Below are 25,045 nucleotides of genomic sequence, written 5' to 3' on the forward strand. Positions count from 1 at the left end.
AAGTTCCCATCAGCCATCGCATCAAGAAATGCGCCTGGAACGACGACTATCTCATCAATGCCATCACTCATATGCGATAGCCCTGGGGTAATCGGGGACAGTCAGGTTCGAGCCGACGATGTAAACGTCGCTGCGCTGGAACTCGTTTCGAAAAGTGGTGAAGTGGGACTGGGCTTCATCCAGACGCTCTTCAATCCCCTGCCCGACCAGACTGAGATCGAGACCGTTTTCGAAAACGAGGTTTGGCCGGGGCTGAAAGGACATAAGGCGATCGCGCTGGTTCATCGTGTGAACCGCCCGCGCGGTGGCAATCAGCGGGCGTACTCCCTGCCTTTTCATGAAGCGATCCAGGTGGCGCTTTGGGATCTTGCGGCAAAGGAAGCTGGCCTACCCCTTCACGTGCTGCTCGGCAGTCGTCGCAACCGTGTGAAAGCCTACGCCAGTGGCCTCGATTTTCACCTCGACGACGATGCTTTCGTCTCCTTGTTTTCCCACGCGGCGTCGCTTGGCTATTCCGCTTTCAAGATCAAGGTCGGCCACCCGGATTTCGATCGCGATCTGCGGCGCCTGGAGCTGTTGAAAACCTGCGTGCCGGCAGGCTCGGAAATCATGATCGACCCGAACGAGGCGTGGACCTCGAAGGAAGCGCTAATGAAATTGGTGGCGATCCGCGATGCCGGCCACGATCTTCTCTGGGTCGAGGATCCAATCCTGCGTCACGACCACGAAGGATTGAGAATGCTCAGGCAGGCAATGACATGGACTCAGATCAACAGCGGCGAGTATCTGGATCTTCAAGGCAAACGGCTTCTTCTGGAAGCCCACGCAGCCGACATCCTGAATGTCCACGGTCAAGTCACCGATGTTATGCACATTGGTTGGCTGGCCGCCGAGCTCGGCATCCCGGTCAGCATCGGCAACACCTTTCTGGAGATCGGCGTGCACATGGCGGTCGCGCTGCCGGAAGTCGAATGGCTGGAATATTCGTTTCAGAACTTCGATCATCTGGTGGAACAGCCCATCGAAATCCGGGACGGCTACGTCTATGCGCCCGATCGACCTGGCCATGGATTGGTACTGTCCGAAAGAGCGCGCGGCGAATGGATGAGACCAAGGCGCCTGATACGGTCGGAACTGGGTACCGCGCCAGAAAATGCACGCCTCCCTGGCAAGTGAGTGAATGACCGAGCCAGCTTGGGAGTTGGCGATGCATGGCACAATTCACGCCACCTCGAAGACCACATGTCCGAAGAACGTGCCGACACGATGCGCGCGATCATCTCCTGGGGCGCTACGCGGAGTTGTTCGGCTACGACGAGCCGTCGAAGCAATTCGACCTCGAGAACCCGGCGTGAGCGAGTTCGCAGGGCTGTCTTCTCAGGAACATTCCATGATTTCGATCGAACAGGCTGCCAATTAATTTGGGCATCGTCCTGCCGCGCGGGTCCGGGATCGGGTTCCTCGGTGCTGGAATTATGTTTCTCAAGAAGGAACTGAACGTGTGCGACCTCAATACTGCGCCGACCCGCTGGTCTTCCGCCGCGTTCGGCGTCCTCGCCAAGCCCGCCGGACGCTCCTCGCCGCGGTCGCGGCTGGTTAACCGAGTTCGAGCCCAGTTTCTCGTCCGTGTGGTCTGCCGCAATCCCGACGTCGGCATCGGTCATCTGAGCCTTCGGCGCCTCGACCGCCCCGATCTGAAGAGCACCCGCGCGTTTCGAGGTAACGTCCAGCAATCGGCGACAACCCGCAACCAATGCCGGTTGAAGCTGTTGTGGGACGGCTCGGCCTCGAGCCTGCGGTTTCGGCAGCGCGATAGTCTAGGGCGTCGAGACCTTGATAGAGTGTCGAAGATAGCTTCCGGCCTGGTTTCCACCGCCATACGAACTGCGGCGGGTGATCAATTGGCTGTCACATGAACCAGCTCATGAGCATTCCGACCATGCACATCGCCATAGCGATCGTGGAGGCCCATCCCAGCCAGCGCAGCCAGCCCTTGACGGTGAAGTCGCCCATGACCTTTGGCTGGGCTGTCATTATCATCATGACCGTCATGACCGGAACGGCGACGACACCGTTGACGACGGCTGTCCAATACAGCGCCTTGATCGGATCGATTGGACCGAACGTGATCGCTGCTCCGAGCCCCGTGGCCGCGGCAAGAGTGCTGTAAAACGCCACAGCCTCCCCAGGTCTGCGCGACAACCCCACGGGCCATCGTCTCGCCTCGCCAATGGCGTAAGCCGCCGCGCCGGCCAGGATTGGTACCGCCAGCAACCCTGTCCCGACGATGCCGAAAGCGAAGATAGCAAAGGCAAAATCGCCGACGATCGGCCGCAGCGCCTCGGCCGCCTGAGCGGATGTCTCGACGTCGGTGATGCCGGCTTTGTTCAAGGTCGCCGCGGTCGCGAAGATGATCGCCAGCGCGATGACGTTGGAGAATGCCATGCCTATGAGAGTGTCGGCGCGTATTCGCGAGAACGCGTCGACCGCCTGACGTGGAGCCCTCAACAACGATTTTCTGCGATGATTTGCGTGGACCTCTTCGGCCTCCTCTGACGCCTGCCAGAAGAAGAGATAGGGCGAAATCGTCGTGCCGAAGATAGCGAGAAGCGTAGTGAAGAACTCGTTGCTCCAGACAATTCGCGGGACCAGCACGCCACCCAGTGCTTCGGCCCAGGGAACTTGCACAGCAAACACGACAGCGACATACGAGAACAGGCTCAACGTCATCCATTTCAAGATGAGCGCGTAGCGATCGTAGTTCACGAAAACGATTCCAATTACGCAAATGGCTGCGAACAGGACGACATAGAGAACGGTCGGGCCGCCGATTAGAAGCTTCGTCGCATCGGCCATGGCGCTGAGATCGGCGCCGATGTTGACGGTATTTGCGATGAACAGAAGAGTTACGATGGACTGTAGAAGCCAATTCGGATAGTGGCGGCATAGATTGCCTGCGATGCCGTGGCCGGTGGTCCTTCCGATGCGCGCACTGATTTCCTGAATCGCGACCATCAGAGGATAGGTCAGCAGCATCGTCCATCCGATTGCGAACCCGAGTTGGGCCCCCGCCTGGCTATAGGTGCCGATCCCGGATGGATCATCGTCCGACGCGCCAGTGATGAGGCCCGGCCCCAGTCTGCGGAGGATCGTCTTCTTCACGGGAGAGACAGATGAACTCGGTCGATTTTTCTTGGAAGCCGCCAGCTCATCCATTGCGTCGGGTCCACAGAGCAAAGCCAGCAGCACCAGTAGCTGCCGCGATTTCGCCAATACCAATACCGTAGAAACGTGCCACTTTGGCGGAGGATCTCCGCCCTCCGAAGGCAGAAGTTACAGGTTCGAATCCTGTCGGGTGCAGCATTGCCGCAGTTCGTTTGCGACAACTATTCCTGCTGGAATTGACAGGGCCAATCTTCAGGCCTCGTCAAGCCAGAAGTCAACTCGGTCCGGGCGTCTCCGCAAGCCATGTTGAGCTGCCACTGGGACAGACCCACCGAATTGGAAAGGTCGAGGCCCTCGATACGGGTCAGAAACAAAAAAGCGCGGTCAAAGTCTACCGGCGCGGTGAACGTCGCTCCTCGGAAGTCCGCCCGTGCGAGATTGGCAAACGAGAAGCGGCTGCCGCTGATATCGGCGTCATGGAACTGCGCACGCCCCAATTCTGCCTTTGTGAAATCAACATTGGTCAGATTGGCGCCCTGGAAATTCGAGCGCTGCATTTCCGCGCTCGCAAACACAGCGCCCTGCGCGTCCATACGGCTGAAGTCGGTCCTGTAGGCCTCGATTCTGTCGAACCGGGCGCCTTTGGCGGTCGAGTCGGCCAGGGAAGCACGCACAAGCGTTGCCTTCTCAAGATTTGCGGCAACGAGATTGCTGTTCCTGAGGTCGGTCGAAGTGAAATCAACACCGAACAGGTTCGCCCCGCTCAGGTCCTGTCCTTCTAGGATGAGAAGCTTCTTGTCACACTCGCGCCAATTGACGCCAGGCGTCGCGGCTGCGTCGCAATTTTGAGCGGCAGTGGCGTTCTGCCAAGCAAACACAGTGCAAAGCGCTAGAACCAAGCCGGATGCGCCGTAAGCTCTGATTCGCCTCAAAGTCATTGTTGCTGGACCTCTGCTACTCGCCGACACTCAACCTTACCACATCTGCTGACACACGAGCCACGGTGACCACCGCGGTCACAGTTAGCGCATTTCTCATATTCACGATTTGATGTTGATCAACCGATCAACCCGCGCGTGGGGCGCGATTTGCGAGCGCCTCCCCATATCATCGCCGGTCCAGCAGAGCGCCCTGAAAGAATCGCCAGCCCGAAAGCGGACTATAACGCTAGCATCGACTACGCGCGCGCAGAAGCAAGCCGTGAAAACGTGGTTGTGAAGATCATCGAGTAGCGTGCCGGCTAAGCGTATCTCTAGGGAGCGAGGATGATCACGCCGCCAAGACGACACGGCGTGCCGATCGCGAGATACTGCCAGGAGGCCATGGGGCCGGGATTCCAAGCCATCGTAGGTTGCCTGCTTGGGCCGGATGGACGCGAGGCGAAATCATGCAATCCCCGCGACGGCTCATCGCCGCCGACAATATGGACCCAGAAAGAGAGGCGAGGACGGAAGCGGAGCTTGCGATTGCCGAGCGATGGTCTTCTTGCTCGTCGGTCCTCTCTAGCGGGTTCCCGGGAGGGCGATGCAAAGCTAAGTCTCTGCGCGGCGACGCCACCACGTGAGCCCGCAAGCGAAGACCCAGTTGAAATAGATGAGGGCGATAACCGGCCCGGCCAGGGGACCTTGCAGGTGCCAATAATCAAGGAAGTACCGTGCGCCTTCTGATAGCGTTCCATACGCCGTACCTACGAGCACGACGCATGCGGTAACAAGCAATCCGTTAGCGATATGGAGTGAAGGTATAGTGCGCAGTGCGTTGAGCCAAGCGGCAAACGAGACCGCAGCTAATGGCAGGCAACTCAACGCGCCCGCGATCCACCCGTGGCCAGCGCCAGCCAACGCGATGAAACCGAACAGCAGCAAGGCGCCGAACAGCGAGGCGATGACGTATTTCATGCGTCTAGTTCCGGGACTCCGAGTCCTTCTTAGCTACGGCCATCCCATTCTCCTCGCGGAAATCCTTTAGCGAAGCGTGCCGCAAATCCTATTCACCGCGCAAGTACTTTACGCGGCCAGCCCGTACTTGCCAGGATGCGACCTCTAGGAGAAGCCGTCAGCTAATTTCTTTGTCCAGCTTGCAATCGCGAGCCCGCACGCGATGCCGACACAATCGGCAAACCAGTCGAAGATATCCATGTCGCGACTTATTATTTGCATGCCCTGCAGTATCTCGATCGCGCCGCCAGTAAGGGCGAGAAAAACTATCAGCCTTGCTCTGTGCTCTGGCCAACCAAGACTGCCGATAGCCGTCAACACGACGAACGCTGCGGCGTGATTGAGCTTGTCATCGTGAGAGGTGAACCCGAAACCAAAATTCTGCAAAAGCCACACCGGTGAGAGCGCGAGCACGAGGACACCGGCCAGTGTGACCAGAAAAGCAATCCTTGCCACGATGGGAAAAGGTCTCGCACGCAACAAATCAGGCCACTCCTTTTATCCGAACCTAGGACGCCGCTACTTCGAACATAGCCATCCGCACGTGGCGGCACATTGGGGAACAGAGTCCATTGCCGCAGATGGCTGGGAAAAAGGTAAATTGGAATCTCGGTAGGCTTCTGCGTTTAATACGGCAGTATCAGGGCGGGCGTCAGAAGCGGGCTGCGATCGGTGCCACCGACCAATGCAGCAATCGGAGGGGGAGTTTGCTGCGCGTACCGAACCGGCCACCCGGTTGTTCACCAACGGCGGCCGCGCCAGCAAGAGCTGCAGCGGAAAAACCAAAACGAGCTGCTCGGGCGGCAGCAGCGACAAGACAGCCGCAACCGCAATCAAGTCGCGGGGCGCCTCGGAGATCCCTGCGTCCGAAAATCAACGATTCAGCCACGGTCAGCCCGTGAGGCGCGCACGAAAGAGCGTGGAGCCGTCCGCCAGGCGCGACCTCGAAATATCCCGGAATCCAGCCTCGGTCATCCACGCGCGATACTGACCTTCAGTGTACGATTCGCCGTGGCGATAGAGGTTCAAGAAAGTGACATTCAGAAAGACACCCTCAGGCGGGCCGAGGCGGTCGTCATCGACGACACCCCACCCCGCAATTGCGATCTCGCCTCCGGGTGTGAGGCAACGTGCCGCGTTCAGGATCGAACTGCGCGCCTGGTCCGGCGGAGGCACCTGGACGACGGCCTTCAGGATCGCCAGATCGTGCCGACCGATCGATGGAGCGACAGTTATGTCCCCCTCTTCGACGACCACGTCGTCTGCACCGTATTCTGACAGGATCGCTGGCGCGACCGCTGCGACCGTTGGGAGCTCCATCAGCGTCGCCGCAATCTGCGGCCACCGCTCCCGAAGTCCGACAAGAATGGTCCCGGAGCCCCCGCCGATGTCGATCACCGAACTGATCGCCGAGAGGTCCATCTTCCGGGCCAAATGTCGGCCGAAAATCACCCCGCCCGGTGCGAGCCTGCGGCTGAAAGCCGCCGCGGCCTCGGCCCGCGCTTCGGAGAAGTCGTGCAGCGCAGCCGGCCGGTTCTGTCGCAGCGACTCTGCCGTCAGCAAGTCGGCTCCCCAGAGCTCCCGCAGGAGGGCATGATCGCCGCCGCGATAGGTTGGCTTGGACGCGTCGAGGAAGGCTGACGCTTCGGCTCCGTTGCGAAATTGACCATCGTTGACTTCGAGAAGACCAATGCTGGCGAGCGCGTAGAGGAGCCGCGACAGACGATCGGGCTCGACTTGGAGCGCGGCCCCAAGGCCGTCAGCGGTCACCGCGCTGCTCCCGAGCCGGGTGAAGATGCCGAGGTCCAGCCCGGCGCGAAGCGCCAAGGCCGCGGGCACCGCTGCGATCAGTTTGTCGATCCGATCAGAACCAACCATGCCACATCTCCTTGCGCAATCCAGGACCGAGTTTGAGGCTCGGAAGATCGGATTGGACCGAGGCGGCGCTGTCCTCACCTATCCAAGCTGAAGAGTTGTGCGACCGACCGTGAAAAACACGCCGCACTCTACAGCACGACCGGTCTATCAGGCATTGCACCACGCCAGTGGCGTGGAATTGGGTTGGGCTGTACCCGGTGCGCGGGTTTGTGAAAGATCATACCCGCGCCGCTGCTTAGCTACTGAAATTTGGGACTTCAAAATGCCGTTCAAACGAGCCGTCCATACCATTCCGATCTTCATCGCGGTGACTTTCACCAGATCCTGGCTTCGCAGCGCGCCACCGGAAAGAAGATATCGATAGCCGTTGATGGTCATCCAGTGCGCGCGCGCTAGATGCGTCTGCCAGGCTGTGAAGGCCCGCTCCGGCTCCTTGTGCGAATCCACGTGCAGAACGATCCTAGAAACTTCCCTCCAATCGGCCCCTTCGTCAGAAGCATCAAGCAGGCGGATAAAGGTAAGCAGGTGCTCTTCGTCGTAGCCAGGCGCCTCGTCGGCAACGTCGGTGTCTAGCAAGGGCTTGAGCATGGCCCAAGAGAAAAACGCACCCGTGGCAAAGCGTCAAGCGAGAAAAGCTCGCCAGAACGCTATCGTAATCACGATCAGATTGCGCACCAACTCCGGATGCTGGATGGCCGTTCTGAAGCGCCGAGGCACCCGAACAGCCGGGGATGTCTGCCTGGCGATGCCGAGGGCGCGAGAGTTCGGCGATATCATCGCCGCTGCTTCCGCGGGCTCATGCGCGTGTCGCGCAGACCGGTCCGGCTGTAGCCTTCGACGTCAATGGGACGCTGACCTGGCACTTCTCAGACAGCGGGCCCAGTGATCTGGGCCTCGTTCCTGCCGCTGCCGATCGGTGGCATTGTGTCGGACCTCGACCCCGCCGAATAAGCTGCTGTTGCATTGCTTCATCAGCAGGCTGCCGACCTCGAGCGCCTCCCAACCTTGTCTGGAGCTGATGAAAGCGAAGCGTGCCGGTTGATATTTGCAACGAATGAGGTTTGTTGGCGGAAACGACGAATTGTTTGCCTGATTCCGAAATAAACAGCTCATCCGTTTCAACGCGTGCCATTAGACAAGAGGAAAACTCGATGAACGTTTCTCCGGACCGAAACAACCAGGCTGATCTCACATCAATTACGGCCGACATCGTTTCCGCCTACGTGTCGAACAATCCCTTGCCGGTCGGCGAGTTGTCGAAGCTGATTGGGGACACCTATGTTGCTTTGCAAGGGATCGGCACGCCTGTCGTTCCGGCCGCAGTCAAGCTGGAGCCGGCGGTGTCGATCAAGAAATCAGTGTCACCTGATTTCATCATCTGCCTGGAAGACGGGAAGAAGTTCAAATCCCTCAAGAGGCACATCGGAGTTCATTACAATTTAACGCCCGACGCGTACCGCCAGAAATGGAGCCTGCCGTCCGACTATCCGATGGTGGCGCCGAACTACGCAGCCACCCGCTCGGCTCTTGCGAAATCAATTGGGCTCGGGCGCAAGGCGGCGCCCGCACCAGCAGCGGCAGAAAAACCAAAACGAGCTGCTCGCGCCGCGGCGGCGACAACAACCGCAACGGCCGTCAAGTCGCCGGTGAAGAAGGCGCGCAAGGCACTCGTCAAAGCGTAGCGTGCTGCACCCGATAAGGAGCTCCAAGCAGTGTCGTACCTGAACGTGGCGAAGCCCGCCTTTTGCGACGGGGCTCCGTGTTGGGGCGGATCACTCTGCGGCGCGGCGGGAAAATGATGAGCGAGAACTCGTTTTTTGTCTGGGTATCGACCACGCTTGCATAAATCGGAGCAGGAAAGCTTGGATCGTCGAGCTTGACCGAGTGATATTCGCGGCTTTCGCGACGTCTTCCATGCGGTGCCGACGCGCTCGTTCTGATTGACCTGCTTCCGGCCCGCTCAGATGAACCTCGCGGGTAGGGTGGAGGCGCTGGCCGGCTTCGGGCTTAGCACGGGCGACATTGCCTGCGTGCTCGCCACAGACGAGCAGGTTTAAGGCGACCTATGCCCATAAGCTCGAGAGCGGCGCCATCAAGGCCGACGCACGGGTCGCCGAGAACCTATACCGCAAGGCGAGCGGTGAAGGTCGAGGGCCGTCACTGAAGCAATCTTCTGGCTGAAGACCAGGGCGCGCCGGAAGGAGACGTCGATCCATGAGCTAGAGGGAGACACATCAGTGACCTTCGTCACCACCTTCAGCGCTGGTCCAGCTTCTTCGCAGTCTCCCGCTGCTTCGATTCGATCTCGTCCAGTACTGCTTCTGGCGCAATGTCTCTCTTAATCTCGCCGACTTCTATATCGCTTAAGGCTGGTTTTACACTCAACCGATCCGCAATTGAATCGACAAGTTCAGTAAGCTTTGTGAGTTCGTGCTCCGTTAGCAGGCTCACCTGAAGGTCCAGATCCGCCCGTTTATCTGCGGCAACTGACATCCGGTTTTGGCTGATCAGTACAAAGGTCGAGAGGAATATGGCCTCGACGGAAGCTACCATAGCCAATATCACGAATGTCGGATCAAATGGCGGAGTGATCGGTATCCAGCCCAAGTTCAAGACGATCCAGCCGCCATACACGGCCAAGTGAAGGTACACGAAACGCATACTGCCCGTAAAAGAAGTAATCGCCTCAGCGATTTTCTCTTCCAAAGTTGCATCGCTTGCTTCCTTCGCCCGGCGCTCCTCAATCGCTTGGATATTGCGTTTCAGTGTTTGGCTGAGTTCAGTCGGAGGTGGCGGAGGCAACGTTGGAGAATCCATGGAACACCCGTTGGATAGCTATCGGTACTGCCACTCAGGGCAACGTACAAAATCATGGATATTCGACTTTGTTCCCGACTAGAGCCATCTAATCATTGGCTCCGCTTTTTACCGGGGCCCGGGGTCTTAGACGCTTGGCGCCACCAAACGGTGGTTTGCAGTTTGCGCACCCTTGGGGAGGTCAAGTTGCCGAGCGCAGTGGTGTCTCCACGCGGCGGTAAGGCCGCTCGGGACTGGGCATCGAGGCTCAGCGCACCGCGGTCGTCCAGGGGGTGCTACGGCCCTCTGTTTAGGGCTCGGAGTGCCCGATGTCCGGTTCCGCCTCTACATCGTGACGCGTGCCCCTCATGGGAACATCGCCCAGGACCGATGAGCACCACGTGCTGCAGCCTTCCGACTGATCCTTCCCGGCAACCGCCGTCACGACTATACCGAATGCAAGCGAAATGGCGAGGGCGACACCCATTGGGAGATGATGCATGCCTGCCCGCCTACCGAGCGCTTGGAAGACGGTCGATGGAACGTTTGGAGATAGTCCCATCACCGCCTCAACATGCCTAACGAACCGTTATGCGGCTGGCGGCACGGTGCTGCTTGATCGAACCATCGTCGCAGGCGGGGGTTCTGCCCAAGACAACAAAAGCCCGCCGACCGAAGCCGACGGGCCAAGTGCAACCAACAGCTGATCACAATTTGCTGTCTGGCCGGAGTACAGGCACCAACACGCGAAAGGGCCGAAAGTTCCGCAGATGCTAATATACAACATGTGCGAGGCTGGCCCGGAATTCCGGTGGGAGATCCGACCCGGCGGAACCTTTCAGAGCCGCATGCCTTGTCCCTTTTGGATGAAGGAGACGACAAATGAGCCTTGACATAGGAAAGGTCGCCATAGCGTTGCTTGGCCTGCTTGCCTACAAGAACAAGGACAAGATCGGCGAGCTGATCGCGGGAAAGAGATCGACAGATCCCAATAGTGCCGGCTCGCCCGGCGGCCTCGGCGACATCCTGGACCGCCTCAGGAATGCAGGTGCCGGCGACCAGGTTGATTCGTGGGTAAGTAAAGGATCAAACCGACCCGTTCAGCGGGAGCAGGTTGAAAAAGCAATCGACCCGCAAACGTTGAACGATCTGGCCGAGCAGACCGGATTGTCCCATGACGAGCTTCTCGATCGGCTCACAAGAGAACTCCCTGACGCAGTGGACAAGCTCACTCCCGACGGCCAGTTGCCACCGAGCAAAGGTCCAAGTCTCCTGGACGAGGTCCCAAGGACTGGTCGCACTTAGCGCCACCTCGCCACGACATGTCAGGTCATCCCGGGTCGCTATCGCTCGCGGCCCTTCGCGAACGCGGCTTTGAATGCCGCAAAGGTCTCTGGCGGAACACCCTCAAACTCGTACCGCTTGCCGCTGGCCACGAACCACACCGAAAGTACCTTCCGCTCGGGATCGTACTCCGTTTTGCGAATCGAGGTAGAGGGCATAAAGGATCAACGAGCGGAAAAGCCGTCGCGTTCCTCGTCTTTGATGGCGGGGCGCAAAGGAAGCCCGGCGGCGCGACCGTCCCTCTAGTTCAGCGCCGGCGGCTGCCCTGGCCTGAAACTTTTCAGAGCGGCAGCGATGCCCATCATGATGGACGGGTCAGGAAAGTCGAGCAAGCGCAACGTGCCCGGCTCCTCGCCGCAAACGCAACGGATTGGCACGATTTGGTAGTCATCGTCGAACGGCGTGCCGCAGCCGTTTGCAAGAAAATCATATTCCGGGAAGCAGGCCTTCAGGAATGCTTCGACCTCGCGCAACACCGCTTCGGACCGAGCCCCTGAAGGTGGCAGGATGACGAAGCTATCGACCTCGTCGCTTGCCGGAGTACCGGAAGTATTGATGGCAGTAAGCATGAAGAACCCGACATAGCTCCTGGCGACTTTGGAACCAAACGCGGCATCTCGCGCGTTCCGTGAGGCTGCCCGCCGCCGTATGCCGGCGGCGGGCGCATCGTCCGCTACCATGATTGGCGGCTGTACCAGTCATCGACGTCGGATCGGACCCTGTCCTTTTCGATGCCGTAGCGTTCCTGAATTTTGCCTTCGAGCTGGTCACGCTTTCCGGCAATTAGATCGAGATCGTCATCAGTGAGCTTGCCCCACTGTTCTTTAACTTTGCCTTTGACCTGCTTCCAGTTTCCTTCCACGCGGTTCCAGTCCATGGTTTTCTCCATCAGGCGGGATCGCCATAGTTACGAAACGATTGTCACCGGTTTTGGTTCTACGAAACGAAAGGCTTCCCGATCAGTTGCTTGGATCGGCTGAACGCAAAAAGCCCGCCGCACCTTTTCGGCACGGCGGGCTTCAGGTAGAAAATCAGTCGTAGATCTTAAAAGTTTTGCGGGTACCTGGATCAACCAGGACGGTTCGTCCCTCGGCAACTACATAGCGGTACTGAACGTCCGGCACTTCGTAAAGCTCTGACTGTGTCGGGCAGAGCGGTGCCAATGTTGAGCTCAGCACAGGGAAGGCTCAGGGATGCTATCGGCTTCTTCTTTACATATTCCCGGATCACCATGTCTTGCTCAGGCTGAATGATGACGTCCTGAGCGGCGGCGGTTCCGATACCTACGAATAGAAAGATTCCTGTGGCAGCAGATAAAAGTTGCTTTCCCATATAGCAATCCTCCAGCGAGGCAACCTTCCGCTACGGTGCTTGATGCTTCCGTGCGAGGCTACTTACCTAAACGGGCAGAAGGACTTGTTGGAGCGCTCCTCGCCTGGGCCATATCCAAGGGCCTCAAGCTCGCTGATCTCTTGGGCCGGGGGCATGGTGCCGATGCGGTCCCAGAACGCCTTTCGCTTCTCCGCCAGCGGGTCAGCCTTTGGATCGAGCTTGTCGCCCACCTCTTTTCGCCAGCTGAGCTTGTCGGCGTCGGTGTGGATGTAGGGCAGCTGCTGCGCACGAAGCGTCGCCGGCCCGACATACACATGACTTGAGCGGGTCGATCGTCTGCGCCAGGGCCTCCAACGTATACGGATAGTCTTCTGGCGCCTCCGTGAAGCTGAACCCGGGCAGATCGGGCGCGACGACCCGTGCCACTTCCGCCAGCGGGTTGATGACGTCGCGGAAGCTGTACGATGAGCTGGGCTGGCCGTGGAGCAGCAGGACACCGGGCGCATCGCGCCGCCCCGCCTCGCGATCGAACAAGTTCACCCCGTCCACTTCGACCGTATGATGCTTGGCTTTATGAACGTTCAGCATGGCCGTTTTCCGTCTTTGGTTTGCAGCGAGCGAAGAAACCTGATAAATCGGTCAATCCGGTTACGTTTTGTAACCATGTAACGGAATATTAAAGGTTAAGTTCCCTGTCGCGCGATCCCACGGCCTGGGTGCCAGAGCACTTCATAGGCGGCCACGCCGCCCTCGACCTTTCGAACGCCGTGTATGACCGGCGAAACCCGCCCCTGCACAATGAACTCTTCAACTCCCCTCGCGATATCGGGACGTGGTTGCTCGCCGCGGGGTTGGCAGACGAACAGGAAGCAGTGGCCGTTGCCGAGATACGGGATCGGCACTTCCTCCACGAAGTTCGTGACATACGGGAATCGTCATACGCGCTCTTCGACGCGATCGCCTCAAATCTGGAGCCTCCCTCGCAACCGCTTGGTCTTTTATGCTCACGCGCCGCAAACAGGTTGGGAGCCCAGCAAGTCGCGTGGGATGGGACACGGCTCGCTCTGGCGTCTGATCAATGGGAAGACCCAGCCTTGGTGACCGCATTCCTTGCGTTCTTGTCCATCGAGGCGTTTTTTACGCTACCCCGCGCAAGGCTCCGCGTGTGCCCACGATGTGGGTGGCTCTTCGTAGACATCTCACGGGGCGGAAAACGTCGCTGGTGCAATATGCGGGTTTGCGGGAATCGCGAAAAGGTAGCCCGCCATCGGGGCCAAGTGGCATCGTACGAGGTAAGATGACAACGCATCCCGCGCCATGGCCTCATTCGTCGCATATTGTGGGCTCCGGATTCAAACATCATGGCGCGTCGTTGTGCCACCGGCGAGCTCGGCGCGAGCTGACTATTCGTTTGTTACAGGTTTGTTGAGGTTTCCCCCGGCACCGAAGGTGTCCCCGGATGCCAGTTCGCAGAGCTGGCGATCAGTGCAGCAAAGGCAAAGACCAAGCTTGCACCGCTGATGCCTGCCCAGCCGGCCTGGGCCCAGCATACTCCAGCGAGACTGGAGCCGGCCGACCCACCCAAGAAGAACAACCCGGTGAAAAGCGCATTCATGCGTCCGCGCGCCTCCGGTCGGACTGTGTTGATGGCGATGCGGCCGAGCACCTGGTCGGCGACAGTACCGAGATTAAGCAGAACCGCCCCAATGGCCAACGCCGCGAGCGACAGCCAGGGGAAGCGATCCGCCTCCCAGAGACCCCAGCCGCCGGAAGTTGGCAATCCGATGAGCACGACGCCGATGAAAGCCGACAGGTGTGCAAATCGCGTTGCGCCATCTGACCAGCCTCGATCGGCGATCCGGCCCGTGAAAGGCGCAATCAACGCAGCGGGTATGCCGACCAGTGCGAAGGCTGCAATGCCAATCTGGTCGAGCCCGAATGGTGGCTCAGCAAGCCTCAGGGCGACCGCCGTCCAGAAAATATTGAAGGCAGCCATCAGCAGGAACTGATAAAGCACGCGACGGCGCAGCAATGGCTCTTCACGGATCAGCTTCCAAAGCGATCCGATGAGAGCGCCGTACTGAAGACCGGTCGCCGGGCGATGAGCCTTGACAACGCGCGCAAGGATCAGGCCGAGCACAGCAACCAATACGGCCATGATACCATAGAATGCACGCCATCCAAGAAACTCGGCAGCCAGGCTTGCGGACGGGCGCGACAGGAGGACGCCCACCACGATGCCGCTCTGCACCGTGCCCACGATGCGGCCCCGATCTTTTTCCGCCGCCAGTCTCGCGATGACCGGAACGAGCATCTGCGCGACCGTGGAGGTGATGCCGACGGAGGTCGAGGCGACAAGAAAAAGTGCCGCCGTTGGGGCAAGCGCGCTGGCAATCAGCGAAAGCACCATGAGGACAAGTGTCAGCCCGATAAGCCAACGGTTCTCCATCAGATCGATGAGCGGGACCAGGAAGATCAGTCCGGCTGCGTAACCAAGCAGTGTGACGGTCGGAACCAACCCCGCCATTTCCGGACCAACCTCGAATGTAGTCCCAATCAAGCCGAGCAACGGTTGAGAGGCATAGAGGCTCAATACGATTGCGGCGATGGCGGCGGTGAAAACTGGGACCAAGCGGCCCTCGGTGGCAGAGGCATTGCTTCTGCCAGGGTAATCGAGAGATGACGTTCCGTGTCTGCGCCGTGGCACGAGTTGGAAGATCAATTGGGAGACCGACATCGGAGATACCCTCTTTGCGAGAAAATGGCCGAAGGCGTCGATGAGATCAGGCGGCCGCGGCCGCCCCGCGCGACGCTGCAGCAAGTTCCTCGAAAAACTGATGCAACGTGCGGGGCTGGCGTCCGAGGATGGCACGCAAGGTCAGGCTGTTTCCGGCGGAACCGAAGTCGGAATAGGACTGAAATACCCGTTCGAGCTGAGCAAGCTGCTCCCCCCGGAAGGGCGGCTTCGCGACAGCGGTCCATTGCTCGAACGTCACCTCGGCTGCCTCCACGGGCCGGCCAAGGGCGACGCTCATCATCCCCGCAATTTCAACGCGATCGTGCATACTTTCTGCCGCAAGCTCGAAAGAGCCGTAGGCGAGCCGGTCGGACGTCAGGGCCTCGGCCGCCACTTCGGCGACGTCGCGGTAGTCGACACGCGCCAGGCGCGCCGTTTTCGCAAACGGCTCGGCAAAGACGCCGGTTTCCACCACGCCTTTCCAAGCAGCTGCCATGTTCTGAAACAGCGTCGCCGGATAGAGGATGGTGTAATCCAAATTCGCGCGGAGAATGGCCTGCTCAACGGGCAGCTTGCTTGCGTGGTTTGCAAGTCCGTTCGCCGGGTGGATAACTGAAGAGAAAACGAACTTGCGGATACCGGCACGCTTTGCGGCCTTGACCATGGTTATGCCTAGGTCCGCTTCATCGGCCACGAACGGCGGTCCGACATGATAGACTCCGTCGACGTTTCTCAGCGCTGCCTTTAGGCTCTCCGGATCTCGAAGGTCACCTGAAGCAATTTCGGTCGCTCCGCTCGCGCGTGCCGTCGCAGCAGCGTACTCACTGCGGACCAACGCCCTCACCGCTATGCCCCGCCGGGCAAGCTCGGCCGCGACGAAGCCGCCGCTGCGGCCGGACGCACCGACAACCAGAACAGTTCGTTTCTTGGGTTCTGACATGAGTTCTTCCTTTCGTAGCGAGGTGGCGTCCCTGCCCCATCGAGTGAAATATCGAGTTCCGCTTTTCGGATGGTAGGCGCGGAAAATGTGATATGGTCTCTCTAAATTTGAGAGATCATCATGGGCGGATTTCGAGACATTGAGGCGTTTCTCGCTGTCGTGGAGCGCGGCAATCTCTCAGCCGCGGCGCGGCACCTCAGCCGCTCCTTGCAATCTGTCAGCCGGTCGCTTGCCGCGCTTGAAACCAGCGTCGGCGTCGAATTGGTCCGCCGAACCACCCACAACACGCAAACGACTGAGGCAGGCCACGACTTTTATCGACGGGTGAAACCGGCACTGTCTGAGATTGTCGAAGCAAAGGCCGAAGCCGGCAAGCGCAGTGCCGAACCTTTCGGACTCCTAAGAGTAGGAGCGCCGGTGCTCTTCGGCCCTACTTACCTGGTACCCGTCGTGGCCCGCTTCATGGAGCGCTATCCGAGGATCGAGGTCGACCTCAAACTGTCGGACCGATTCGTCGATCTCATTGAAGATGAACTCGACCTTGCTGTTCGCATCGGGGAACTCCGCGACTACGATCTCAAGGCCCGGCGCCTTGGAGCGATGCGTCTCGTCATTTTCGGCGCTCCGTCGTATTTCGCCACGTACGGGCGGCCACAACATCCGAAGGAGCTAGCGAACCATCAGTGCATCTTCCGCAACACCGACCGCGATGCTGGAAAATGGCAATTCCTGGAAGCCGGCAAGCAGCTGAGCGTCAATGTGGGTGCGCGATTTCACGTCGACAATGCCGCCGCAAGCCATGCGGCGGTCGCTGCGGGGTTGGGCATCGGTCGGGTACCACTCTGGCAAGTAAGAGACCTGGTAGACGACGGGGCGGTTGAGGTTATCCTGGCAGCGTTCGAACAACCGCCGATCCCGATTCATGTGGTGTGGCCAGCGACCCGGCTTCCACTTGCCAAGATGCGCGTCTTCATCGACTTCCTGGTTCAGAACCTAGTCATTGGGGACAGCGAGCGAAATTGAACCGACATCTGATTTTCTGTTAAGCCTGCCGCCGTTTGTCGCCTTCAGGAGCTCTTTCGAACTAGACTAGGCTGATCGTGCCTCGTACCGGCGGACGCCGAAAAAGCGTTTCGACGCGCCTAGAGACTAGGTGATCCGCGCTGCGAGAAGGATCAGCAGCCGCCTCCTGGCGTGTCTTGGCGATACATGAGGTTACTCTGCAGCAGCCCGTACAAGCTTCGTCACGCCTTCGCCAATGGCGTCGATCGTCGCGGAACTCGGCTGCCGAACGCCCGGTGCTACGTCAGCTTCTAGGCGCTGATGAGGCTTCCGGTTAGCCATTGGAGGTCCGCATGGTGTAACGCTTGGTGCCCGCACGAGATGGCGGGAGCCGGACCGTCTCGATCGTTCAGTGCAGTGCAGTGGGCGCCCGACGACGAAACTCGACTCCCCGGCCCCGCCACGAGGTAGTTGATGCGCTAACTCGGGTTTTCCAAGCGATTTGCTTTGCGCCACTCCTCGTACTCCCCGCGGGCATCGTCATGCAGCGGATAGTAGCGTTGCAATGGGCCCCCCTCCATGAGCTTGGCTCGCGAAAACTCCTCCCAATCGTGATGCTTCTGTGATTCTTCGATCACCTTCGGGGCCATCACGACGGGAAGCACCACCACGCCGTCGTCGTCAGCGACGATGATGTCGCCGGGGATCACCGTGACACCGCCGCAGGCAATCGGAACGTTGACGGCATTGGGATAGATGCTGGTCTGCACATGATAGTTTGGCGTCCAGCCGCGCAGCCATAGGGGTAGATCGAGCTTTTCGACATTGGGCCGGTCGCGCATGCACCCGTCGATGACGATACCCGCCCCGCCCCTGCCCTTGAAATAAGTCGACATCATATCGCCAAAGACACCCGAGCTCATGTCGCCGCGCGCGTCGACCACGACCACATCGCCCTCCTGCGCGTGGTAGAGCACGTGCCGGTGAAGTTGGGTCTCCGGATCGGCATATTCTCCCTCGGTGAACAGGTCCGGCCGCTGCGGCAGGAACTGCAGCGTCAATGCCGGCCCGACGATCGACTTCCCATGGTTTTGCGCCACCGGACCGACCATGTGCGGATTGCGGAAGCCCATTTGGCCAAGCGTGCCGGCAACCGTCGCGGCGCCGATCTCCCTCAGCGCGTCGATCAGGTCTTTAGGCGGCCGCGTGATGTCGGAAGTATGCGTCATTGTCGACTCCGGATGAATGGAACTACCAGTTCGTAACAGAACCATCGCGGCGCTTAAGGTGAGGCGCTTCCCAGAAACGCAAACTCTGCGCCTGGACCGCCACTTCGTTGACCTCGACGCCGAGCCCCGGCAGATCGCCGACCGGGTAATCGGTCCCGTCGAGCCGTGGTTGCACGGGGAAGAAGTCGGAACTGTCGAAGCCCAGCTTTGTTTCGGGCGCCCTGGTCTCGAGCCACGCGAAGTTGGGTACTGCGGCGGCGAGATGCACGGTAGCGGCCGTGCACACTGGACCAAGCGGATTGTGCGGCATCAGGTCCACATAGTGCGCCTCGCTCCAGCCAGCGATTTTCATTGCCTCGGTGAGCCCGCCGACGTTGCAAACATCGAGCCGGTTGAACTGGTGGATGCCGCGCTCGATGTAGGGCAGGAACTGCCACTTGCTGGCAAATTCCTCGCCGATGGCAAAGGGGATATCGGTCATCGTGCGCAGCGATTCATAGGCCTCCGGCGTCTCGTCCCGTATTGGCTCCTCGAGGAAATCAAGCACGCCGCGGCCGAGCTTGTTGCAGAAGCTCGCCGCCTCTGCCACCGACAGCCGATGGTGATAGTCGATGCCGAGAACGGCGTCGTCGCCCAGCGCCTCGCGCGCCTTGTTCAGCATACCCGCGGTAGCGCCGATGGACTCGCGCGGCTCGAAGATGTCCTTGCTGTTTTGCCCGAAGGGGAAGAAGCGGATCGCCTGCCACCCCTGTGCGCGAAGTTCGCGGGCCCGTCCGATGGCAACATCGCCCTCGGCCTCGTCGCCGGTCGAGGCGAAGGTGGGGACGCGGTCGCGCTGCTTGCCGCCGAGCAGCTCGTAGACGGGCACGCCCAGCGCCTTGCCCTTGATGTCGTGAAGGGCGATGTCGATGGCGGAAATCGCCGCCTGCAGGACTCGCCCGCCTTCGAAGTACTGGCTGCGGTAAACCTCCTGCCAGATCCGCCCGATCTGCATCGGGTCGCGACCGATGAGAAACTCGCGATAGTGCTCGACCGCGCCGGCCACGGCCCTCTCGCGACCGCTCAAGCCGCTCTCGCCCCAGCCGAAGATGCCCTGGTTGGTCTCGACCTTGACGAGCATCTGGTTGCGCGTTCCTACCCAAACCGGATAGGGCTTGATCGCGGTGATCTTAAGCTTCTCAGTCATCCACGCCCACGTTCCACACGCATCGGCCCTATCTCAGTTGGCTTTGAGGGCCATTTCAGTTTCGCCGTCGAACAGATGCATCCGCTCCTGGTCGAACTCGAGCCAGATCTGCTCGTCGGGCGAGACGGCAATGTTCGGCGGCACGCTGACGTTGACGATGGCGCCGGACAGGAACGCCTGCACGAAGGTGACGTCTCCGGTCGGTTCCACGGTGTAGGCCTTGGCCGGAATGGAACCGGGGACCGCGCTCTTGTGGAGCTTGATCGTCGAGTGACGTGCGCCGAGCACGACTTTCATGGTCGTCGCTCTCACGACCTTCTGGGCATTGCGCGGCGAGAGCTCAAGGCGCCAGCCCTCGGCGCCGGTCAACACCGTGTTTCCGTTTGCCGTCGACGCCTCCAGCGGAATAAGGCTCATCGCCGGGCTGCCGATGAAGCTGGCGACGAACATGTTCACCGGATGGGCAAAGACCTGCGCCGGTGAATCATATTGCTGCAGGTAGCCGCCATTCATCACCGCCATCTTGTCAGCCATGGTCACGGCCTCGAGCTGGTCGTGCGTCACATAGATGATCGTCGCCTTGAGGTCCTGGTGGAAGCGCTTGATCTCCGACCGCATCTGCACGCGCAGTTTGGCATCGAGGTTAGACAGTGGCTCGTCCATGAGGAACACCGCAGGGTCGCGGACGAGGGCACGGCCAAGGGCCACGCGCTGCTGCTGCCCGCCCGAAAGTTCGCGCGGCTTGCGCTCGAGCAGATGCGTCATGTCGAGCACTCGCGCCGCTTCCTTGACCTTCTTGTCGATCTCGTCCCTAGGGAGTTTGCGCATCTGAAGCGGGAACGCCAGGTTCTTGTAGACCGATTTCTGCGGGTAGAGCGCGTAGTTCTGGAACACCATTGCGATATCCCGGTCCTTGGGGTCGAGGTCGTTGACCACCCGCTCGCCGATGATGATGTCGCCCGATGTGATCGGGGTCAGCCCGGCGACGAGATTGAGCGTGGTTGTCTTGCCGCAGCCTGAAGGGCCGACGAGCGCAACGAACTCGCCGTCATTGACCGTCAGCGAGACGTGGTTGACAGCTTTGAAGCCGCCATAGCTCTTGACGAGATCTTGGAGGACCACGTGGGCCATCGGCAACTCCCTAGTGCTTGACCGCGCCTTCTGTAAGGGCGCGTACAAAGTATCGTTGCAGGACCAGGAACAGCACCACGACGGGCACGCTCATCATGAAGCTGGCCGCCATCAGGCCCGGAAAGTCCGTCGTATTTTCCGAGAAGAAGCGCTGGATGCCAACCGGAAGGGTCAACTGCTCGTTCTTGGAGAGGAAGGTGTAGGCGTAGATGTACTCGTTCCACGCGCCGATAAAGGAATAGATTGCGGTGGCGATGATCCCCGGCGTCGAGAGCGGCATCACGATCATGATGAAGGCCTGGAACCGTGTGGCGCCATCGATGCGCGCCGCCTGCTCCAGCTGCACCGGGATGTTGTCATAAAAGCCCTTGAGCAGCCAGATCGCCAGCGGCAGGCCGAAGGTGAGATAGGTGAGTATCAGCGAGCCGTGCGTGTTCACCAGCCCGATCGCGCGCATCAGGATGAAGAGTGGCACGAGAAAGATCACCGCCGGGAACATATTGCGCAGCAGCACGGCAAAAAACAGGAAATTCCGGCCGGGGAAACTGAAGCGCGAAAACGCGTAGGCCGCAGGGACAGCCACGATCACCGAAAGGATTGTCGTAACCGTCGACACGAAAAGGCTGTTCCAGAAGAAGCGGAGGAAATCCTGGCCGACGCTGTTCTGCGGATCGAGCAGCTTCTGGTAACTGGCGAGGGTAGGCTCGTCCGGCCACCATTGCGGCGGGAATTGCGTCGCCGCGAATCCGGACTTGATCGAGGTGATCAGCATCCAGATCATCGGCAACGCAGTATAAAGCAGCATGAACACGAGGAATATGCGCCCGGCCCACCGCCAACCGTCGACGCGCATGCGGCGACGGGTCGGGGCTCGAGAGGCTGTCTCGGCAATCGTGCTCATGCGCTGCCCTCTTTCCGCTCGTTGCCGCTTAGCGCACGGACGTAGAAGTAGCCCAGTGTCATCAGCGTGAGGAACAGGAGCACTGAATAGGCCGATGCCACGCCCCAGCGCTGCCGTCCGAAGGCGAGCTCATAAATGTGGGTTATCCAGATATGCGATGCGTTCGACGGCCCGCCGCCGGTCATGATCCAGGGGATGATGAAGGAATTGAAGTTGGCCACTGCGAGCAGCAGCATCGTCACCACCGAGACGTTGCGCAAGTGCGGGAAGGTGACGTGCCAAAAGCGCTGCCATGCACTGGCACCGTCGACTTTTGCGGCGCGCAGCAATTGGTCGGGGACTGTCTGCAGGCCGGCCATCATCATAATCATGGCGAACGGAAACTCGCGCCAGATATTGACGACGATCAGGGAGGGCAGCACCGTGCTGACATTGTCGATAAAATTCGGCGGCCGGTCGGCCAATCCGAGGCCGACCAGCACCGCGCCGATGATCCCGAAGTCCGAATGGTAGATCCACTTCCAGATATAGGAGGCGGCGACGGCACTGATGACCCAAGGGATGATCAGGATAGCGCGCAAGACACCACGGCCGATGAAGTCGCGGTGGAGCGCCAGCGCCGTTGCAAACCCCAGGACAAAGGAGATGAAAGTGGACCCCAGCGTCCAGATCAGTGTGTTCCAGGTGACCTTCCAGAACACCTGACTGGTGAGGATCGTCGTGTAGTTGTCGAAGCCGATGAAGGTCTTGTCGCGGAGCTGCAGACCAGGCGGTGTCTTAAAGAACGACAGCTCGACCGTGTAGTAGATCGGATAGGCGATGACGATGAGCATCACGGCGATCGCCGGGAGCACATACGCGTAGTCCGCGCGATGCTCCCAGATCTTCCGCAGCGTGCCGGCTGTACCGGGTTGCAATCTTCGGCGAGCCTCGGCCTTGCCGGTCACGATCGTCACTTGTGGCGTGCCCTTATTCTTCGGAACGAGGCGGCTGCGCCAGCGGCGCAGCCGGTCAGGTCGTAGGTCAGGCTTGGACTAGAGTCCGCCCATCACGTCTTTTACCTTCTTGGCCGCGTCGTCCGCCGCCTCGTCGACGGTCATCGCTCCGGTCAGGGCATTCTGCAGCATGTCCGGGATGATGATGTTCATGATCTCGGGGGCCTGCGGCAGCGCTGGGAACGGAATGCCGTATGGCAGCATCGAGGTCGTGACATCGAGGAACTTGATGTTGTCCAGACGTTCCTTCATCCACTTGGTCTTGAAGCCGTTAAGGTTGCCTGGGTTTGATCCGGCGTAGGCCATCTTCAGCGACCATTCAGGGCTCGTCCACATGCAGATGATAGCCTTTGCAGCAGGCTCGTCTACCTTGCCGCCCTCGACATATTCGGGCTTCAGGATGTGAATGTTCGAGCCGCCGAACACGACGGCGCGCTTGCCGTCGGGGCCAGTTGGAATCAGGCCGTAGCGCATATTGTCGATGACCGTCTGCGCCTTGTCCTTGTCGGTGCCCGTCGCCTTTTTCTGCAGGTCGAGCATGACGTTGTAATCGGACGGGTGCGAGATCATCATGCCGAGCTGGCCGGCGACGAACAGGGGCTGGTTATCGGCCTGCTGGTTGGTGAGCGCCGAAACCGGAACCGACTTGTCGCGAACATACATGTCGTAGGAGGCTTGCAGCGCCGCCTTGCTCTGGGGACTATCGAGCTGGACCTGCTCATAGGTCGGATTCGCGGTGGCTTCGTCGAAGACGCCGCCGCCATAGGCCCACAGCTGTGGCATGAAACGGTACGGCGTATTGCCGGCATTCTTGCGCGCCACGAGGCCGTAGCCGGCAATGCCGAGCTTGTCGTGGATCTGCTTGGAATATTTGACGACGTCTTCCCAGGTTGCCGGAGCCTTGTCCGGATCGAGGCCCGCACGCTTGAAGATGTCGGCGTTCCAGATGAACGCCATCGTCTCGTTGTTGGTCGGAATGCCGTAGGTCACGCCCTCCCAGGTCACGGCCTTCATGGCGCCGGGCCAGAAATCCTCGGTCGAATACCCCACATCCTCTGGCTTGAGCGGCGCCAGATAGCCCTTTGAGGCGAACTCGGTACCACCCAGGATTTGCAGGCGGACCGCCATCGGCGCGGCATTGCCCAGGAGCGCCGTGCGGAACTTGTCGAGAAGGTCGTTATAGGTGAGGGCTTGTTCCTCGAGCTGGATGTTCGGATAGGTTTTGCGGAAGGTCTCGAAGAAATCCTTATAGTACTGGCGCAGGAGGTCGGGGTCGCCCTCGAACACGCCCTGATACCAGAAAGTCAGCCGCCCCTTGTAGTCGAGCGGGGTGACCTTGGCGCAATCGGCCGCCGTGTCAAAATCCTGTGTGCCGGCGATTGAGCGCACATATTCCGGCGACCACTTGCTGAGGTCGACCGGTGGCGCAGCCAGCGCCGATGTGGGCATCAGGGATGCCATCAAAACAGTGACGACAGTGCCGCGCAGGATCGCACTGCCGAGCGTAATCCTCGTCATAGGTATCCTCCCTGGTTCTCCCATGCCGCCCTGCGCCAAGGCAAAGCGGTCCTTGCTCGTTTCGATCGCGAGAATGCTCGATGTATTCTCTCGATCCCTTGGTACGTTTTCAGATCATGGATTGCCTGTCAACGCGCAGGATCGTACATTGTTTGCGAAAGCCGTGTGTGATATCGGGCAAGGTATGTATTAAATGGGAGCCGGCCTTGGCCGAAATAAGCGATTTCAAAGCTATGCCACCTGTGGGCACTGATCCCATCGGGGCCTCCAGCGAGGGCGCCTCGCTTTATGAATTGATCAGGGAAGACATCATCGAGGGACGGCTCGCCGCCAACGAACGGCTTGTAGTCACCGATCTCGCCCGGCGTCACGGCACCTCGACCAATCCTGTGCGCGAGGCCCTGCAGCTGTTGCGCGGCGAAGGCTTTGTCATCTTTGTCGCCAACCGCGGGGCGCGCGTCCGACCCATAGATCAGGATTTTGTCCGGGATATCTACGAGATCGGTGTTCTGATCGAGCCAGCCCTGACACGATGGTTTGTGAATATGGCTACTGGCGAGGACATCGCCGAACTCGAACGTCTCCAAGGCCTGATTGAAGAGAACAACTTCGCCGACACATTCAGGCACAGTGAGCTTGATACCGCTTTCCACACCGTGATGTACCAGCGGCACTATAACCGCCACGCCGCCGAGCTTTGGTGGAAGCATCGCGAAGTGCTGCGAGCCGTGAGCCGTCGTTTCAACTTCACGCTGGCGCGACGTGCCGCGATCATGCGCGAGCACCGCGAGCTCATCGCGCTCGTAAAGGCGGGAGAGGCCGACAAGGCGGCCGAACTCGTCTCCCGCCATGTCGAGGGCTCGGGCCGGCATATTCTCGAACAGATGCGTGCGCGCAACGCCGCCCGGGCCGGATAGAATGTCCAGTCCAGAACCTCGTTAGGCTGACCATTCT

At 59.9% G+C, this 25,045-nt stretch carries 26 protein-coding genes and 2 pseudogenes; 7 read left to right on the plus strand and 21 right to left on the minus strand.

Translation table 11 applies throughout. From position 1 onward, the window contains the following. Positions 1 to 57: 57 nt before the first annotated feature. Positions 58 to 1,176, plus strand: coding sequence for an enolase C-terminal domain-like protein (locus NKH91_RS31020; protein ID WP_352885517.1), 1,119 nt, complete (start codon positions 58 to 60; stop codon positions 1,174 to 1,176). 299 nt (positions 1,177 to 1,475) lie between these two features. Then, complete coding sequence (locus NKH91_RS31025; protein ID WP_198030477.1) at positions 1,476 to 1,916, plus strand: hypothetical protein; 441 nt, start codon at positions 1,476 to 1,478, stop codon at positions 1,914 to 1,916. Here the strand turns inward: NKH91_RS31025 and NKH91_RS31030 are convergent. From NKH91_RS31030 to NKH91_RS31055, 6 genes and pseudogenes are all read right to left on the minus strand, one after another. Beyond that, entirely contained in the window at positions 1,909 to 3,216 is a 1,308-nt protein-coding gene (locus NKH91_RS31030) for an NRAMP family divalent metal transporter (protein ID WP_352496629.1), read from the minus strand. The two genes, NKH91_RS31025 and NKH91_RS31030, sit on opposite strands and share 8 nt — an antisense overlap. A 170-nt stretch (positions 3,217 to 3,386) precedes the next feature. Further along, positions 3,387 to 4,103, minus strand: a complete 717-nt coding sequence (locus tag NKH91_RS31035) for a pentapeptide repeat-containing protein (RefSeq protein WP_352885516.1) — start codon at positions 4,101 to 4,103, stop codon at positions 3,387 to 3,389. Between the two features lie 594 nt (positions 4,104 to 4,697). Beyond that, on the minus strand, positions 4,698 to 5,063 hold the full coding sequence (locus tag NKH91_RS31040) for a hypothetical protein (RefSeq protein ID WP_023721803.1): 366 nt from the start codon (positions 5,061 to 5,063) through the stop codon (positions 4,698 to 4,700). A gap of 144 nt (positions 5,064 to 5,207) precedes the next feature. After that, on the minus strand, positions 5,208 to 5,585 hold the full coding sequence (locus NKH91_RS31045) for a VanZ family protein (RefSeq protein WP_245278716.1): 378 nt from the start codon (positions 5,583 to 5,585) through the stop codon (positions 5,208 to 5,210). 408 nt (positions 5,586 to 5,993) lie between these two features. Beyond that, positions 5,994 to 6,980 (minus strand): methyltransferase, encoded by a 987-nt coding sequence (locus NKH91_RS31050; protein WP_352549511.1) that lies wholly within the window; start codon positions 6,978 to 6,980, stop codon positions 5,994 to 5,996. A 336-nt stretch (positions 6,981 to 7,316) separates the two neighbouring features. Further along, a pseudogene (locus tag NKH91_RS31055) lies at positions 7,317 to 7,568 on the minus strand (DUF2285 domain-containing protein); the annotation flags it as partial. 563 nt (positions 7,569 to 8,131) lie between these two features. Here NKH91_RS31055 and NKH91_RS31060 point away from each other — a divergent pair. Beyond that, positions 8,132 to 8,662, plus strand: a complete 531-nt coding sequence (locus NKH91_RS31060; protein ID WP_023721808.1) for a Ros/MucR family transcriptional regulator — start codon at positions 8,132 to 8,134, stop codon at positions 8,660 to 8,662. On the opposite strand, the gene NKH91_RS32445 is transcribed toward NKH91_RS31060, so the two are convergent. Together NKH91_RS32445 and NKH91_RS31070 are read right to left on the minus strand one after the other, a co-directional pair. After that, positions 8,652 to 8,921 carry a DUF736 family protein gene (locus tag NKH91_RS32445; protein ID WP_084643003.1) on the minus strand — a complete coding sequence of 90 codons (270 nt, stop codon included), beginning with the start codon at positions 8,919 to 8,921 and terminating at the stop codon, positions 8,652 to 8,654. The genes NKH91_RS31060 and NKH91_RS32445 overlap by 11 nt on opposite strands. A gap of 315 nt (positions 8,922 to 9,236) precedes the next feature. Continuing rightward, positions 9,237 to 9,797, minus strand: coding sequence for a DUF1003 domain-containing protein (locus NKH91_RS31070; protein WP_023721810.1), 561 nt, complete (start codon positions 9,795 to 9,797; stop codon positions 9,237 to 9,239). Between the two features lie 861 nt (positions 9,798 to 10,658). On the opposite strand from NKH91_RS31070, the gene NKH91_RS31075 reads away from it, so the two are divergent. Next, positions 10,659 to 11,081 carry a YidB family protein gene (locus tag NKH91_RS31075; protein ID WP_023721812.1) on the plus strand — a complete coding sequence of 141 codons (423 nt, stop codon included), beginning with the start codon at positions 10,659 to 10,661 and terminating at the stop codon, positions 11,079 to 11,081. Positions 11,082 to 11,119: 38 nt separating this feature from the next. On the opposite strand, the gene NKH91_RS31080 is transcribed toward NKH91_RS31075, so the two are convergent. The 5 genes and pseudogenes from NKH91_RS31080 to NKH91_RS31100 form a co-directional block, all read right to left on the minus strand. Next, on the minus strand, positions 11,120 to 11,278 hold the full coding sequence (locus tag NKH91_RS31080) for a KTSC domain-containing protein (protein ID WP_023721813.1): 159 nt from the start codon (positions 11,276 to 11,278) through the stop codon (positions 11,120 to 11,122). A gap of 84 nt (positions 11,279 to 11,362) precedes the next feature. Continuing rightward, the gene (locus NKH91_RS31085; RefSeq protein WP_031194855.1) at positions 11,363 to 11,689 is read right to left on the minus strand and encodes a hypothetical protein; all 327 of its coding nucleotides are present in this window, start codon (positions 11,687 to 11,689) and stop codon (positions 11,363 to 11,365) included. Positions 11,690 to 11,793: 104 nt separating this feature from the next. Then, a complete protein-coding gene (locus NKH91_RS31090; RefSeq protein ID WP_031194857.1) occupies positions 11,794 to 11,997 on the minus strand; it encodes a CsbD family protein in 204 nt (67 codons plus the stop codon). 154 nt (positions 11,998 to 12,151) lie between these two features. Beyond that, positions 12,152 to 12,452: pseudogene (locus NKH91_RS31095) on the minus strand (DUF1236 domain-containing protein). 201 nt (positions 12,453 to 12,653) lie between these two features. Further along, positions 12,654 to 13,040, minus strand: coding sequence for an alpha/beta fold hydrolase (locus NKH91_RS31100; RefSeq protein ID WP_245278717.1), 387 nt, complete (start codon positions 13,038 to 13,040; stop codon positions 12,654 to 12,656). 128 nt (positions 13,041 to 13,168) lie between these two features. On the opposite strand from NKH91_RS31100, the gene NKH91_RS31105 reads away from it, so the two are divergent. Beyond that, positions 13,169 to 13,753, plus strand: coding sequence for a CGNR zinc finger domain-containing protein (locus tag NKH91_RS31105; protein WP_023721817.1), 585 nt, complete (start codon positions 13,169 to 13,171; stop codon positions 13,751 to 13,753). A 113-nt stretch (positions 13,754 to 13,866) separates the two neighbouring features. Here NKH91_RS31105 and NKH91_RS31110 read toward each other — a convergent pair whose 3' ends face one another. Next, positions 13,867 to 15,084, minus strand: a complete 1,218-nt coding sequence (locus NKH91_RS31110; protein WP_051409750.1) for an MFS transporter — start codon at positions 15,082 to 15,084, stop codon at positions 13,867 to 13,869. A 151-nt stretch (positions 15,085 to 15,235) separates the two neighbouring features. Continuing rightward, positions 15,236 to 16,129, minus strand: coding sequence for an NmrA family NAD(P)-binding protein (locus NKH91_RS31115; RefSeq protein ID WP_352483889.1), 894 nt, complete (start codon positions 16,127 to 16,129; stop codon positions 15,236 to 15,238). Positions 16,130 to 16,249: 120 nt separating this feature from the next. On the opposite strand from NKH91_RS31115, the gene NKH91_RS31120 reads away from it, so the two are divergent. Next, on the plus strand, positions 16,250 to 17,152 hold the full coding sequence (locus NKH91_RS31120; RefSeq protein WP_023721820.1) for a LysR family transcriptional regulator: 903 nt from the start codon (positions 16,250 to 16,252) through the stop codon (positions 17,150 to 17,152). Positions 17,153 to 17,610: 458 nt separating this feature from the next. Here the strand turns inward: NKH91_RS31120 and NKH91_RS31125 are convergent, their stop codons facing one another. The 6 genes from NKH91_RS31125 to NKH91_RS31150 all read right to left on the minus strand — a co-directional run bounded on the left by NKH91_RS31125 (position 17,611) and on the right by NKH91_RS31150 (position 24,091). After that, a complete protein-coding gene (locus NKH91_RS31125) occupies positions 17,611 to 18,360 on the minus strand; it encodes a ribonuclease activity regulator RraA (RefSeq protein ID WP_023721821.1) in 750 nt (249 codons plus the stop codon). A gap of 22 nt (positions 18,361 to 18,382) precedes the next feature. Next, entirely contained in the window at positions 18,383 to 19,546 is a 1,164-nt protein-coding gene (locus NKH91_RS31130; protein WP_023721822.1) for a mandelate racemase/muconate lactonizing enzyme family protein, read from the minus strand. Between the two features lie 33 nt (positions 19,547 to 19,579). Then, positions 19,580 to 20,677: an ABC transporter ATP-binding protein gene (locus NKH91_RS31135; protein WP_023721823.1), complete on the minus strand. Its 1,098-nt coding sequence runs from the start codon at positions 20,675 to 20,677 to the stop codon at positions 19,580 to 19,582. A 10-nt stretch (positions 20,678 to 20,687) separates the two neighbouring features. Continuing rightward, the gene (locus NKH91_RS31140; protein ID WP_031194860.1) at positions 20,688 to 21,578 is read right to left on the minus strand and encodes a carbohydrate ABC transporter permease; all 891 of its coding nucleotides are present in this window, start codon (positions 21,576 to 21,578) and stop codon (positions 20,688 to 20,690) included. After that, positions 21,575 to 22,534, minus strand: a complete 960-nt coding sequence (locus NKH91_RS31145) for a carbohydrate ABC transporter permease (protein WP_023721825.1) — start codon at positions 22,532 to 22,534, stop codon at positions 21,575 to 21,577. Before NKH91_RS31145 ends, NKH91_RS31140 begins: the two co-directional genes overlap by 4 nt. 78 nt (positions 22,535 to 22,612) lie before the next feature. Continuing rightward, positions 22,613 to 24,091: an ABC transporter substrate-binding protein gene (locus NKH91_RS31150; protein WP_352591038.1), complete on the minus strand. Its 1,479-nt coding sequence runs from the start codon at positions 24,089 to 24,091 to the stop codon at positions 22,613 to 22,615. Positions 24,092 to 24,297: 206 nt separating this feature from the next. Here NKH91_RS31150 and NKH91_RS31155 point away from each other — a divergent pair, with 206 nt between their 5' ends. Then, positions 24,298 to 25,008 carry a GntR family transcriptional regulator gene (locus NKH91_RS31155; RefSeq protein WP_023721827.1) on the plus strand — a complete coding sequence of 237 codons (711 nt, stop codon included), beginning with the start codon at positions 24,298 to 24,300 and terminating at the stop codon, positions 25,006 to 25,008. Positions 25,009 to 25,045 lie beyond the last annotated feature (37 nt).

The sequence above is a fragment of the Mesorhizobium sp. M0894 genome, from assembly GCF_040319725.1.
GTDB lineage: Bacteria > Pseudomonadota > Alphaproteobacteria > Rhizobiales > Rhizobiaceae > Mesorhizobium.